We start from the raw sequence: 13,278 nt of genomic DNA on the forward strand, positions 1-13,278 counted from the left end.
TCAGATGACGAATTCTTCGAGGGTTTCGGGGGCGAACAGCTCTTCGACCTCGAGGCGGCGTGGCGAAAGGCCCTGCTCGTGGTGGTAGCGCAGGAAGGTCTCCAGCGTCTTGCGGTTCCTCTCCAGCCCGTAGGGCCAGAAGTCCGGCCCCATCAGGGCCGTTGCCTCCTCGACCTCGGCGTTCAGCCAGGGCAGCATCCCCTTGAGCGCTGCCGTCTCGCTGAGGCCCTGATAGCAAAGCGCCTGCGCCTCGCGAAACGCCTTGAACAGGTTCATGGCGGTCCAGCGGTTTGCCTCGTAGACGTCGCGGCGGATCGCGATGACATGCATGATCGGGAAGATGCCGGTGTCGCGGTAATACTGCTTTTCGACCGAGCGGAAGTCGGGGAACAGCCGCTTCACCTTCAGGCCGTCATAGGTGGAGGGCTTGCGCGCGGTGTGCAGCGCATCGATCTCGCCGCTGGCCAGCATCTGGGCAAGCGTCTGCTCCGTGCCGATCCGTTCGACGCGGATGTTCGGCGGCAGGTTCAGCTTGAGCTTTTCGTCGCGGTTCGGCTCCTCCTCGCCGCCCGTGAAATAGGTCACGCCGTCCACCGGAACCTGGTAGTGTTCGGACAGGATGCCGCGGATCCAGACCGGGGCGGTCATCTGGAATTCGGGCGTGCCGATGCGTTTGCCGATCAGGTCGCGCGGCGTCTCGATGCCCGCGTCCGCGTTCACATAGATCGAGGAATGGCGGAAGAACCGGCTGGGGAACACCGGGATTGCCACGAAGGGGCGCTCCGGCTTGCTCAGCGAGACCGTGTAGGACGAGAGCGACATCTCCGAGACGTCGAACTCGCGGTGCCGCAGCATGCGGAAAAAGGTTTCCTCGACCACCATGTTGAGGAAGTTGAGGTTGATGCCGTCAGGGCGCACTTGCCCATTCAGAAGGGGCTGGACGCGGTCGTAATCCCAGCAGCCCAGAGTCAGATCTAGAGTCAATGTCGCCTCCCGTGATGCGCCTGCGATCAGTAGAATTCGTCGAAATGGATCTGATCCATCGGCACGCCATTCTCATGCGCCGTCTTCTGGATCGCGGCCGCCATCACCGGCGGACCGGCGAAGTAGATCTCGTGCTCCTTCAGTGCCCCGCCGAGATCGGCGAGGACCACGTCGTGCAGAAAGCCCTTCGGCCCCGTCCAGCCGTCGAAGCCGGCGGGATCGGAGATCGCGGTCACGAAACTGTCGACGAAGCCCAGCTCGTTCTCGACGAAATCCGGGGCGATGGCGTCATCGGCGGAGCGGCAGCCGTAGTAGAAGTGGATCCTGCGATCCCCCAGCAGGCCGGCGGCCCGGGCGCCGCGGGCGATGGAGACCATGGGCGACAGCCCCGATCCGCCGGCCAGCAGCAGGATGTCGCGCGGCGTATCTGTCCGCAGCTGGGCCGTGCCGTAGGGACCGTCGATCCGGATTTCGGCGCCGGTCTCCAGCTGCCCGAACAGGGCGCCGGTCGCGGCCCCTTCCGGGACCCGCCGGATCTGGAAGCGCCAGAGATCCTCGCCCGGGAGGTTGCACATCGAATAGGCGCGCGCGCCCTCGACGCCGGGAACGCTCAGCAGGGCATATTGGCCGGGGTCGAAATCGGTCGCCGAGTCCAGGCGAAAGGCAAACTCGCTGATGTCGCGGGTGATCGGGGTCACGCCGACCAGCCGGGCGCCCTGCCGGATCGGGCGGACGCGCGGGATGTAGCTGTCATCGGCGCGGAACTTGATCGTGCAGTCGCCTTTCGGCTTCGCCTGGCAGCCCAGCCAGCGGTTCCGCTTGAGGTCGCGCTCCGACCAGGCGGGGGCGTCCGCCCGAAGGTGTTCGACCGCGCCGTCGATCAGCTCGACACGGCAGTTGCCGCAGGAGCCGACATTGCAGGAGTAGGGCATCCCGATGCCTGCGCGGAGCGCGGCGCGGAGGATCGTGTCTTCGTCGTCGCAGTCAAAGGCAACCCCCTCCTTGTTCGTGTTGATGTTCGCCATGGTCCGGATGCTTCCTCCCCGTCACGTTGTCAGATGTATATTCGTTCCCGCGGGCCGTAGCCGAGATGCAGCGAGATCTCGTCCGCGGCCTCCATCACCCGCCGGGCGAGCTTGTCGATCTGGCTCTTGCGCAGGCGCGAGCGCGGGCCGGAGACGCCGATCGCCGCCGCAATCGTGCCGTCGGCAAAAAAGACGGGCGCCGCGACGCTGCGCGTGCCGGCGTCGCATTCCTCATCCTCGAAGTAGTAGCCCTTGCGCTTGACCTTGCGGATATTGGCGCGCAGCGTTTCCTCGTCGGTGATCGTGTTCTTCGTGCGTGCCACGCGCGGATGGTCGAAAAAGGCCGTCAATTGCGGCTCGCGCAGGCCGGCGAGCAGGCAGATACCCTCGGCCGTGCAGAAGGCCGGGCGCATCTGGCCGGTCTTGGAGCGGATCCGCACCGCCTGCGGGCTTTCGAAGTCGTGCAGGAAGACGACGTTGTCGCGTTCGAGCACGGCCAGGCGCACGTTTTCCTTCAGTTCGTCGCGCAGCTTGGTCAGGATCACCTTGGATTCGCTGGCGACATCCAGCCGCGCCCGCACCAGGGCGCCCAGCATGAACAGCCCGACGCCGAGGCGATAGCGGCCGTTTTCGGGGTTCTGCTGTAGAAGCCCCTCGTCGAGCAGGGCGCAGGCGAGGCGGTGGACGGTGCTTTTCGCGACGCCGAGCCGTTTCGCGAGCTCGCTGATCCCGAGTTCCTGATCCTCCTCGGAGAAGGTTTTCATCAGGTGCACGGCGGTCGTCACCGACGACAGGCGGCCGCCGTCCCGGCGCGGATTGCGATTCTTTTCGACGCGATTGGTTTCCGGTTTGTTTTCCATGAACAGTTCTTTCGTGTTCCGCTTATAGGAATAAGGGAACACTTTCGCAGCGTCGCGGTTGGAATGTCAACGAAACCGCTTCCTCGCGCGCGCCGCCGCGTTGATCCGGGCGGCGCCTGCTGGCGGCATTCTGCGGCTGAAGCGGCATAAGTATCCTGTTCCGCTGCAAAAAATCACTCCTCGCGGTGTGGTTGAAAATGCAGTCCCCGCCCGCCTTCCTCGTGGCTGCCGATGCGGCGCGACCTGGCTCGCAGAAGCTTTCCCGGCACTGCGGCGTCTCACGGGGCTGATATCAGGGCAGTTTTCCGGAAAATGACATTCATTTCGTTCCCCTATGTGGATCGACGGTCCATTGACGGAACATTAGCCGTCTCATAAGCTGACTGCAATGGTTTTCCGGCCTCCGGGCGGAATAACCGCCGACACACCGACATGTGGATGAGGAGGCCCAATGGTTAAGTCAGCAATCGTTTCCGACCGGCTTGCGGAGAAGTTCAAAACCGAAAAGGAAACGCCCTATACCCGCTTCATCGCGGCCGAAGGCCTGGACATCATCAACGGCAACTATGTCGAGAGTCTGCACGAGGTCGAACTGAAGCCCTGGGCGCGTCGCGGTGGCAACGCGGTGTTCATCAACCATGACGCCTCGCGCACCTCGAACGACTGTTTCGTGATGGAGATCCCGGCCGGCAAGAAGCTGGAGCCGATCCGCCAGCTTTACGAGGAAACCGTCCTGATCCTGTCGGGGCGCGGCTCGACCATGGTGTGGAACGATGCCGGCGACAAGGTCAGCTTCGAATGGGGGCCGGGCGCGATCTTCGGCATCCCGCTGAACGCGCATTACCAGCATTTCAACGGCTCGGGGGTGGAGCCCGCGCGCTTCGTCTCGGTGACCAACCTGCCGCCGCTGATGAATGTCTACGAGGATCCCGAGTTCATCTACGGCACTTCCTACGACTTCAAGGGGCGGTTCTCGGGCGAGCCGGACTATTTCGCCGACCAGGGTGAGCAGAAGGGCCTGCTGATGGAGACCAACTTCGTCGCGGACGCCGTGAACCTGCCGCTGATCGAGGCGAAGGAGCGTGGCGCGGGTGGCGGGCATATCCGCTTCCAGCTGGCCAAGTGCTCGATGAACAGCCACATCAGCCAGTTCCCCGTCGGCACATACAAGAAATGTCACCGCCACGGCCCCGGCGCGCATGTCATCATCCTGTCCGGCGAAGGCTACAGCCTGATGTGGCCGGAGGGCGAGGAGCCGCAGCGTTACGACTGGAAGCCGGGCACTTTGGTGACGCCGCCGAACATGTGGTACCACCAGCATTTCAACACCGGCACCACGCCGGCGCGCTACCTGGCGTTCAAATACGAGGGCGTGGCGATCCGCAACGCCCAGGGTGTGCCGAAGGCCTGGATCTCGCAGCGCATCGGCGGCGACCAGATCGACTATGCCGATGAGAGTGCGGAAATCCGCTCCATGTTCTCCGACGCCTTGGCCCGGAACGGCCTGACGCCGCAGATGGAAGCGGCCTACGAGGCGGAATTGGCGGATCTCCCGCCGAAATCGTGAGCCGCGATATAGTTTCCGGCCGGCTTGGTGCGCGCGACGCCAGGCCACTCCGGCCGCTTTCGCGACCTCGCTGGTCGCAGTCAACGTCACGGTGGGCAGGACAGGATGCCCATCAATTCATGGGAGAGAGAAACCATGCTCAGTAAAGAAGTAAACGATCTGCTGACCCGGACCGACCCCGGCACGCCAATGGGCGATATGTTCCGGCAGTACTGGATCCCGGCGCTTCTTGCCAAGGAGCTGCCCGAAGACGACTGCGCGCCGGTTCGCGTGAAACTGCTGGGCGAGCGTCTGATCGCCTTCCGCGACAGCAAGGGGCGTTACGGGCTGATCGACGAATTCTGCGCCCATCGCGGCGCCTCCCTGTGGTTCGGGCGCAACGAAGAGGGCGGGCTGCGCTGCCCCTACCACGGCTGGAAATTCGACTACACCGGCCAGTGCATCGAGGTGCCGTCGGAGCCCGAGGAAAGTGGCTTCTGCGAAAGCATCAAGCTGCGAGGCTATCCGCTGGTGAAGATCGGCGACATCCTGTGGACCCATATGGGCGACAAGGAGCAGCGGCCGGAGATGCCGGTCTGGGAATTCGCCACCGTGCCCGCGGAACAGACCTTCACCTCGAAGCGCTGGCAGGAATGCAACTGGCTGCAGGCGATGGAGGGCGGCATCGACTCGAGCCATGTGTCCTTCCTGCATTCGGGCAACCTGCAGACCGACCCGCTGTTCAGGGGCGCGGGCGGCAACAAGTACAACCTTGCCGACAAGAAGCCGGTCTTCGAAGTGGTTGAGTCCGATGGTGGCCTCTATATCGGCGCGCGCCGGATGGCCGAGGAAGATCAGTACTATTGGCGGATCACGCCCTGGGTCATGCCCAGTTTCACGATGGTTCCGCCGCGCGGCGACCACCCCGTGCACGGCCATTTCTGGATTCCGATCGACGATGAGAACTGCTGGGCGTGGAGCTTTGACTATCACCCCACCCGCGCGCTGACCAAGGAGGAGCGCGAGGCGCTGGAGGCCGGTTACGGCGTGCACTGCAAATATGTGCCCGGCACCTTCCGCCCGCTTCAGAACAAGGACAACGACTACATGATGGACCGCGAGGCCCAGAAGCGCGGCGAGACCTATTCGGGCATCTGGGGGATCGCCGTTCAGGATTCCAGCCTGCAGGAAAGCATGGGCCCCATCGCCGACCGCACAAAGGAAAACCTGGTCTCGACGGACAACGGCATCATCATGGCGCGCCACCGTCTGCGCAAGGCCGCAGTGGCCCTGCGGGACAAGGGCGTCCAGCCCCCCGGCCGCGTGAAGGAACACCAGCTCGTCCGCTCGGTGGCCAAGGTTCTTCCGCAGGATCAGCCCTTCAAGGAGGCCTGCAAGGAAGACCTGACCGTCCGGCCGGGTGTCAAGCAGACATCGGTTTGAGGCCGCGGATGGCCGATCAGTACCGCCCGACGATGTTGAGCAGCTGTGCCTTGGCCGCAACCGCAGCCGAGGCACGGTTCCGCGTCCAGTATCCCAATTCGAAGGCTCGGGTCTCGCGGGTCTTCGCCTTGGACCAGCATGCCGCAGAGGCAATGTATGCCATCACCGAGGCGCCCTGGAACGGGGCGCATTTCCTGACCGTCACCACCAGGGGCGACGTCGTGCCCGACGAGACCGGCATCGACGACCTGCCGCTCAGCACCCCGGACGGCAGCCCCGCGCTTCTGTCGGAGGAGCTTCAGGGGGCGAATGTGGTCATCCTGCTGAGCTCGCAGCATTCGAATGCCGGTGCCGCCGAGGTGATCGCCCGCGAAGCCTACCATCGCAATATCATGACGGTTGGCCTGACACTCGGGCAGGGGGCGTCGGACGAGAGGGTCAATGCCGTCGTCAACACGCTGCGGCCCTTCACCTCCGTGCTCGTGGTGGCGAGCGACAACGACTATGTGCCGGCAATGCTGAGTGCATTGCGCGCCTGATGAAAGGAAACTGAATGGACGCTTTGGCGTTTCTCCCGTTGGGGATGTTCGTCGGCATGGCGCATGCGCTGGAGGCCGATCATCTGGCCGCCGTCGCGACCATGATGGACAAGGAGGAGAACCGGCTGCGGCTGGTGCGGCGCGGCGCTTTCTGGGGGCTGGGGCATACCATTTCCCTGTTTGCCATCTGTTCCGTGGTGACGCTGTTCGGCCTGACGATCTCCGAGCGGGTGGAAAGCGCTCTGGAGTTCGCCGTGGGCGTGATGATCGTCCTGCTCGGTCTCAACGTTCTGCGGAAGCTCCGTCGCGGCGGCTACCACGCGCATGTCCATGAGCACAGCGGGCACAAGCATATCCATCTGCACCGCCACGAGGCCTCCGTCGATGCGGCGGCGAAGGCGCGGCACGACCACGGCCACGCCTCCCGCCTGTCGGGGCTCAAGCCGGTCGTGGTCGGCCTCATGCATGGCGCTGCGGGCTCCGCGGGGCTGCTGGTGTTGATGGTCGCGGCAATACAGGAGCCATGGCAGGCGTATCTCTATGCCGCGGTCTTCGGCCTTGGCTCGATCATGGGCATGGCGGCGCTTTCGGCGGTGGTCAGCCTGCCGCTGGTTGTTCTCCACCGTCGCGGCCCGGCCATGCGGCTGGCGACGTCGCTCGCCATCGGCGGCGTGGCGCTCTATGTCGGCGGCGCGCTGGCCTACGAGAGCTTTTCGCACCTGGCCCATCTCTGAGGGCGGGGCGAGAGGAAGACGACGTCAGGCTGCGCCCCCGGGCGCATCCTCTCTTCAAGCTGCTTTTTCTCGCCTTTGGCGGGTCCATGATTTCCATGCTGGCGGCGATCGGTGATACATGAGGAAATTCCATTTTCTGAGGGACCGGGACTGGCGCGAGGGCGTCGCGAGAAATGCCTTCGGTCGCAGTTTCCAGGGCTTCGCGGCCTTCGCGGCGGCCACCGGCGCGGCGTGTTATATCCTGCGCGGCCCGGAGGTTTTTTCGGGCACTCTGACCGAGGAGATGCACCTGCTGGCCGGCCTGTTGCCGCGGGCCAGCGTGGCGCTGGCGGTGGCGGCGATCATCTGGGCCATCCTGCCGCGCGACAGGGTCGCCTCGCTGGTCGGCCAGAACTCGGGCCTGCGCGGCCTGATCGTCGCCCTGCTGGCGGGCACGATCACGCCCGGCGGTCCGTCCTCTGCCTATGCCCTGCTTGGGGTGTTGGCGGTTTCCGGCGCGGACCGGGGTGCGCTGGTGTGCTACATAACCGCCTGGGCCACGCTGGGGCTGCAGCGGGTCGTGATCTGGGACGTGCCCTTCATGGGGACCGAATTCGCGCTGTTGCGATTTGCCGCCGGCTGCACCATGCCCATCCTGGCCGGGCTGATCGCGCGCCGCATCACTTGGAATCTGACATTTCCCCAGGCCGGAGAGGGGGCAGAGCGATGAGCATGGGGCTGATCTTCCTGCTCGTCGTGCTGGCGGCCCTTCTGGTGGTGGCGGTCCGGCAGGAGCAGCCCTGGGCGCCCATCGTTCAGCGCTTCATCGAGCAGTTCGCGATGCTGGTGCCCCGGATGCTGATGGCGCTGATGGCGGCGGGCTTCATCGCCCAGCTCATCCCCAGCGCCTTCATCTCGCGCTTCCTGGGGGAGGAGTCGGGTTTTCTGTCCATCGTGATCGCCAGCCTGGCTGGCATCATCGTTCCGGCCGGGCCTGTGATCGCCTTCTCGATCGCGGCGGTCTTCGTCAAGAGCGGCGCGTCGGCGCCGGCGCTGGTTGCCTTCCTTACCTCTTGGGCGGTGTTCGCGGCGCACCGGATCCTGATCTACGAAATTCCGCTGCTGGGCGCGGGGTTCCTGCGTCTCAGGCTGGCCTCGGCCTGCATCATCCCGCTGGTCGCCGGTGGGATCGCCATGGCGTTCGTGAAACTCGGCTGAGCCTCCGGGCCAGCAGTGGGCTCCAGGGTGCCGCGCCGGCCCGGCCGGCGGTCAGTCGTGGTGATGGTGGTGGCCGTGTCCGTGGTGGTGGCGGTGCCCGTGGCCGTGATGGTGGGAATGGCGCGACTGTTCGGCCTTGGCGGGCTCGGCGAAATGGATGCGCTCATGCCGGCGCATGCCGCGCGGATCCTCCGAGAACAGCAGCGACTTGACGGTGACCGGCACGGTGAAGGATGGCAGCCGGATCTTGCCGAGGTCGATATAGTCGAAATCGCGCAGGCTGATGCCGTCGAGGACGAGTAGCTCGTTTTCCACAGCCAGCTCCTCGCGCAGGATGCCGCCGAGGGTCTGCCCGATGTCGCCGTCAATCATCAGGTAGAGCGGCGCGCCGGTGGCCAGCCGGGGCGCCATAGCCTGGGCGATGCCCGCGGCCAGGGCGTGGATCGACTGGTATTCCGGGGGCTGGTCGTATTCGAAGGCCAGCGCCACCTCGTTCTCCGCCGGCGTCAGGTCGAAGGAGTCGAAGTGAAAGGCGATCCTGGCGGCGATTTCGTCCGGCGTCGGCTCCTGCGACAGGTCGATCTCGGGCTTCAGCACCTGCATGCTGCGGCGGGGCAGGATCTTGCCCGGCGCGGTGATGGTGCTGGTCTGGCCGCTTAGTTGCACCGAATATTCCGAGGCGCCGAGGGCGGTGGCACGGATGCAGGCGGCGGCCGGCACCATCGGCGCACCGAAATCGCCCGCCAGCGCCCGCGCGCGCAGGGCCCGCCCGAGATGGAAGCCGATGTCGCCGAAATCGCGCGTCTCGCGCCCGGCGACGTATTCGCCCACGCCGCCCGAGAACATCACCGCGGCGATGTCCGAGAAATCCTCGGGGATGTCCGTCAGGAACAGCCCGGCGATCTCGGGCGACAGGGGGCGCTCGGTGATGGCGCGCACCAGAAGGTCGGCCATGTGCCCGGCGATCGGGGCGAACTGCCCGGCGCTTAAGGGATCCCCCAGCGCGACGGGGATCCGCGCCTGCACGGCGTGGTGGCGTCCCGCCGGGTCGAGGCGGGTGACGCGCCCGTCCTCGGTGGCGATCAGCCGCCCGCCGATATGCAGGGCCGCTGTCCAGATGACGTTGCCCTTTTCGGTCAGGGCAAGCTTCGTCGTGCCGCCGCCGATGTCGATGTTCAGGATACGGTTCTGCGCGGAGTGGCTGGCCTTGGCCGCGCCCGAGCCGTAGGCGGCCAGCATGGCCTCCATGTGGTTGCCGGCGGTCGCGGTGATGAAATCCCCGCCCTTCTCGGCGACGATCGAGGCGATGGCCTCGGCGTTCTCCCGGCGCAGTGCCTCGCCGGTGAGGATCACCACGCCGGTGTCGATGTCGCGCGGTCGGACCTGGGCGGCGGCATAGGCGTCGTCGATGATCTGGCCCAGTTCGCGGCCGTTGATGTTGCTCTCATCGAGGAAGGGCGTGAACCGCACGGGCGACTCGTAGACGGTCTTGCGGTCGACGATCACATAGCGGCTGGCCAGGCTGGAGCCGACCCGCTGCAGGTGGATGTTGGAGAAGATGACCTGCGTGCCCGCCGAGCCGATGTCGATGCCGACCGAGCTGAGGGCGACATTGTCGCGCTGCCAGATCGGGTTGTCCTCGAGCGGGCCGGGGTCGATGTCGTCGTGGTCGTGATCGGCGTCGTCCCCGTGCTCATGCGGAAAGAAATCGCCGAACATATGGTCATCCACGGTGTGGCGCTTGGGCGTCTCGTTGTCGTTCGGCATCCGAGGGCGTTCCTTTATGCGGATTGATGGTCCATTGACGAAAACGTATCTGCCGCGTAGCGTGGCTGCAATGGAAAACTGCTTGCGGCAAAGGGCGAATTGTCCGGGGCCGCCGGGCAGAGGGGAGTTTGTGATGGATGATCCTCAGGTCGCCCAGATCTGCGATGCGGTCACGATCCTGGTCGAGGCGGGTGTTCTCGACTACAACGGCCACGTCTCGTGCCGCGTGGCGGGCGGCGGGTATCTCATCAATTCGGGCCCGTCGAACCGCCGGGCGATGACGCCCCGGCAGGTTACGCATGTCGGCGCAGGCGGCGAGGTGCTGGAGGGCGACCGCCCGCCCAACGAGGCGCCCCTGCACACGGCAATCTACCGGGCGCGGCCCGACGTGGTGGCGGTGGTGCACGGCCATCCCAGGTGGAGCACGCTGTTCACGGCGACGGAAACGCCTCTGCCGGTGGTAATGCCGCAGGGCAGTCTGGTGCCGGATCTGCCCGTTTATCCCAGCAGCCACTCGATCAGCGCGCCGGACCGCGGCGCGGCGGTGGCGGGTCTGCTGGGGCGGGCGCCGGGGATCCTGTTGCGTGCGCACGGATCGGTGCTGGTGGGGTCGGGTTTGCCGGAGGCGGTTTGCCGCGCGATCTATCTGGAGCAGAATGCGGAGCGCGCCTATCGGGGCGCGATGCTGGGGGCGATACGGCCGATCCCCGAAGGCGAGGTCGAGGAATACCGGAAGACACTGGCCTCGGCGACCCTCTATGAAAAATGCTGGAATTTCCATTCGCCGGGAGGAGGGCGAGATGTGCGGTGAGATCGACGATAACGTGCAGGTGGGGCTGGACCTGCAGGAGCAGTTCCGCGCGATGGGGCGCATGCTGGGGCTCGCTGCCGGGGGTGGCGACGGCCAGGCCGGCGGGCCGCGGAACCTCGCGGCCGCCGAGGGTCGGGCGGCCTATATGGAAGAGCTGTTCAGGGCGGGCATGCGCCGGGCGCTGAGCGACGCAAACGCCGCCGAGCACGACGAGGCCGTCGATGCCATTGCCTGCCAGGCCATCGCCTTCGCGCGCCTGGCCGGGTTCATCGCCGGGCAGCTGCCGCCCGAGGCCGATCTGTTCCGTCCGGTGATCGAGGCCGTGACCGCTGGTCATGCCGAAACCGCCCGGATCGCGCGGCGCTACCAGCAGGAACACGACCACCACCACGACCATCACCATCACCCGCACGGGCATTCGCACTGACGGCGCGGCGGGTATCCCTGCGAAAAAAGAGCGCCCTCTGGCGCTCTTCTGTCTTGTGCTTCAGGGGTGGTATCAGCTGTTGCAGGCGATCACGGAGGGTTCGTTTTCCTCGTGGTTGGGGTCGAACTCGATCGCGCAGTTCATGCCGACGACAAGCTGCTTTCGGTCGGCCTCGGCCCCGCCGACGGTGACCTTGGTGCGTGAGCCCGAGATCTTGGCCTTCACCTTCTGGTCGCCGGCGTTGAACTCGATGATCTTGTTGCTGTCCTCCAGCGAAAGGATGTCGCTCCGGACCTTCAGCGTCGGCACCTCGACATTCATCGCCGCGGAGATGATCTTGAGTGTCTCCGGGCTTTGCTGGAGTGCGGCCTGAATCATCTCGGCCACCTTGTCGCCGCGCACGCCCTGGATGGAGAGGCCCAGTTTCTCGGCCTCGGCCAGGAACGCGGGGTCTTCGAGAACCGCCATGTAGCCGTCGCGCAGCTCCTCCAGCACGTCCGCCGGGACGCCCGGGGGCGCGGCGGTCAGGCGGCCGAGGTTCGATGTGGCGTCGATCAGGCTGACGATGGCCTTGCCCTTCTCGGTCTTGGCATAGTCGATGGCCTGGGGTTGCTTGTCGCCGCCGACCAGCAGCGCGAAAAAGCCGTTGCCGGCCTCCACGAAGGGGCGGAGCGAGTCGTAGGAGCTGACCTGCCCGGCAACCTCGCCGCGCAGCATCGCCATTTCGCCTTCGTTGCCGTTGTAGCCGGGGATCATCTCGATGTTCAGGTCAAGCCCGTCACGCAGCATCATGGTTTCGGTGAACGAGGCCGATCCGATGCCGGCCCCGGCGAAGAGCACCTTTTTTTCGGAGTTCAGGAGATCCTCGAAGCTCTTCAGGCCGCTGTTGCTGCTCAGCACGACAGAGCGCATGTCCGAGGCCGCCTTGCCGATCCAGCTCATCTCGCCGAGATCGAAGTTCAGCCCCTCGGTCTGGAGCAACTGCGAATAGATGAGCCCGGTGTTGAAGGTCCCGATCGTCAAGCCGTCGGGCTTAGACGAGTGCAGGGTGTTGGCGCCGACGATATGGCCCGCTCCGGGGATGTTCTTGAACACGACGCTTTTCGCGCCAAGCTTGCCCTCCAGATGGCGCCCGATCAGGCGGCCATAGGCGTCGTAATTGCCGCCCGGGTTGGTGGCGATGATGTAGGTTATTGTTTTACCTTTGAAATATCCATCCGCCCAGCCGGGCGTTATGGAGCTGGCGAGCAGCACCGCTGCGACCATGAACTTCTTCATTTCTTCCTCCCTGGTTGGATGGCCGGCACGCGTTGATTTTCTCGTTGCGGTGCGTGCCGGCCAGAAAAAGTCGTCAGTCTTCGGGGGGTACCCAGACGTCTTCGAAGCCCTCTGCGGGTTCCAGCTGATCGAACCAGTCAAGCCCGATCGCCTTCATGACGCGGCTGTTGCACACGATGATGCGGGCCTCGATGTCCGAGGTGTTGAACCGCTTGTGGGCGACGTAGGGCGGCACGTAGATGAAATCGCCGGGGCCCCATTCGTATTTCTTCGGGGTGGTGTCCCAAGTCCATTCGAAGGCGGTCTTGCACTCGAAATGCACGTCATAATGCAGGTCGTAGCCGGTGCCTTCGATCACAAAGGCCACCTCCTCGGTCAGGTGGCGGCTGGTGCCGGTGGCTTTGCCTGCGTCGACGAACTGCATGTAGATGTCGAGGCAGCACTCCTTGGTGTCCATCCTCTCGTTGATGATGTGCTTGATCAGGCCGTCGGCGGTGCGTTCCATCGGCATCTGGTCGTGGTTCACGACGTTCAGGCGCTGCTCGTATTCCTTGCGAAACTCGGCGCTGGCTTTCAGGGCCTCGGCGTAGAAATTCGCCTCGCGGCCGGTCTTGGCGCGCGCGCGTTCGGTGGCGTCTGCGAAGGTCGATGCTTCCATTGTCTTCTC

At 65.2% G+C, this 13,278-nt stretch carries 14 protein-coding genes; 8 read left to right on the top strand and 6 right to left on the bottom strand.

Going from position 1 to position 13,278, the window contains the following annotated elements; all coding sequences use genetic code 11:
* The 3 genes from KCI33_RS08580 to KCI33_RS08590 are packed head-to-tail and all read right to left on the bottom strand — an operon-like array spanning position 1 to position 2,869.
* Complete coding sequence (locus tag KCI33_RS08580; RefSeq protein WP_212524368.1) at positions 1-984, bottom strand: ABC transporter substrate-binding protein; 984 nt, start codon at positions 982-984, stop codon at positions 1-3.
* Positions 985-1,010: 26 nt separating this feature from the next.
* Positions 1,011-2,009 carry a 2Fe-2S iron-sulfur cluster-binding protein gene (locus KCI33_RS08585; RefSeq protein ID WP_212524369.1) on the bottom strand — a complete coding sequence of 333 codons (999 nt, stop codon included), beginning with the start codon at positions 2,007-2,009 and terminating at the stop codon, positions 1,011-1,013.
* Between the two features lie 29 nt (positions 2,010-2,038).
* Entirely contained in the window at positions 2,039-2,869 is an 831-nt protein-coding gene (locus tag KCI33_RS08590; protein WP_212524370.1) for an IclR family transcriptional regulator, read from the bottom strand.
* A 451-nt stretch (positions 2,870-3,320) separates the two neighbouring features.
* Between KCI33_RS08590 and KCI33_RS08595 the strand changes: the two genes are divergently transcribed.
* The 6 genes from KCI33_RS08595 (at position 3,321) to KCI33_RS08620 (ending at position 8,328) form a co-directional block, all read left to right on the top strand.
* Positions 3,321-4,436, top strand: a complete 1,116-nt coding sequence (locus KCI33_RS08595) for a hypothetical protein (protein ID WP_212524371.1) — start codon at positions 3,321-3,323, stop codon at positions 4,434-4,436.
* 135 nt (positions 4,437-4,571) lie between these two features.
* On the top strand, positions 4,572-5,858 hold the full coding sequence (locus KCI33_RS08600; RefSeq protein ID WP_212524372.1) for a Rieske 2Fe-2S domain-containing protein: 1,287 nt from the start codon (positions 4,572-4,574) through the stop codon (positions 5,856-5,858).
* A 50-nt stretch (positions 5,859-5,908) separates the two neighbouring features.
* Positions 5,909-6,397, top strand: coding sequence for a hypothetical protein (locus KCI33_RS08605; protein ID WP_212524373.1), 489 nt, complete (start codon positions 5,909-5,911; stop codon positions 6,395-6,397).
* A gap of 14 nt (positions 6,398-6,411) precedes the next feature.
* Positions 6,412-7,131: a sulfite exporter TauE/SafE family protein gene (locus KCI33_RS08610; protein WP_212524374.1), complete on the top strand. Its 720-nt coding sequence runs from the start codon at positions 6,412-6,414 to the stop codon at positions 7,129-7,131.
* Positions 7,132-7,249: 118 nt separating this feature from the next.
* Positions 7,250-7,840 (top strand): hypothetical protein, encoded by a 591-nt coding sequence (locus KCI33_RS08615; protein ID WP_212524375.1) that lies wholly within the window; start codon positions 7,250-7,252, stop codon positions 7,838-7,840.
* Positions 7,837-8,328, top strand: a complete 492-nt coding sequence (locus KCI33_RS08620; RefSeq protein ID WP_212524376.1) for a hypothetical protein — start codon at positions 7,837-7,839, stop codon at positions 8,326-8,328. The genes KCI33_RS08615 and KCI33_RS08620 overlap by 4 nt, the downstream gene beginning before the upstream one ends.
* 51 nt (positions 8,329-8,379) lie before the next feature.
* Here KCI33_RS08620 and KCI33_RS08625 read toward each other — a convergent pair whose 3' ends face one another.
* The gene (locus KCI33_RS08625; protein WP_212524377.1) at positions 8,380-10,095 is read right to left on the bottom strand and encodes an ethanolamine ammonia-lyase reactivating factor EutA; all 1,716 of its coding nucleotides are present in this window, start codon (positions 10,093-10,095) and stop codon (positions 8,380-8,382) included.
* Positions 10,096-10,228: 133 nt separating this feature from the next.
* On the opposite strand from KCI33_RS08625, the gene KCI33_RS08630 reads away from it, so the two are divergent.
* Together KCI33_RS08630 and KCI33_RS08635 are read left to right on the top strand one after the other, a co-directional pair.
* Positions 10,229-10,906 carry a class II aldolase/adducin family protein gene (locus KCI33_RS08630; protein WP_212524378.1) on the top strand — a complete coding sequence of 226 codons (678 nt, stop codon included), beginning with the start codon at positions 10,229-10,231 and terminating at the stop codon, positions 10,904-10,906.
* Complete coding sequence (locus KCI33_RS08635; RefSeq protein WP_212524379.1) at positions 10,896-11,333, top strand: hypothetical protein; 438 nt, start codon at positions 10,896-10,898, stop codon at positions 11,331-11,333. Before KCI33_RS08630 ends, KCI33_RS08635 begins: the two co-directional genes overlap by 11 nt.
* A 72-nt stretch (positions 11,334-11,405) precedes the next feature.
* On the opposite strand, the gene KCI33_RS08640 is transcribed toward KCI33_RS08635, so the two are convergent.
* Positions 11,406-12,611, bottom strand: coding sequence for a tripartite tricarboxylate transporter substrate-binding protein (locus KCI33_RS08640; protein WP_212524380.1), 1,206 nt, complete (start codon positions 12,609-12,611; stop codon positions 11,406-11,408).
* A 73-nt stretch (positions 12,612-12,684) separates the two neighbouring features.
* Positions 12,685-13,269: a hypothetical protein gene (locus KCI33_RS08645; protein WP_212524381.1), complete on the bottom strand. Its 585-nt coding sequence runs from the start codon at positions 13,267-13,269 to the stop codon at positions 12,685-12,687.
* Positions 13,270-13,278: the final 9 nt, after the last annotated feature.

The sequence above is a fragment of the Actibacterium sp. MT2.3-13A genome, assembly GCF_018139985.1.
In the GTDB taxonomy this organism is placed as follows: Bacteria; Pseudomonadota; Alphaproteobacteria; order Rhodobacterales; family Rhodobacteraceae; genus JAGSOU01.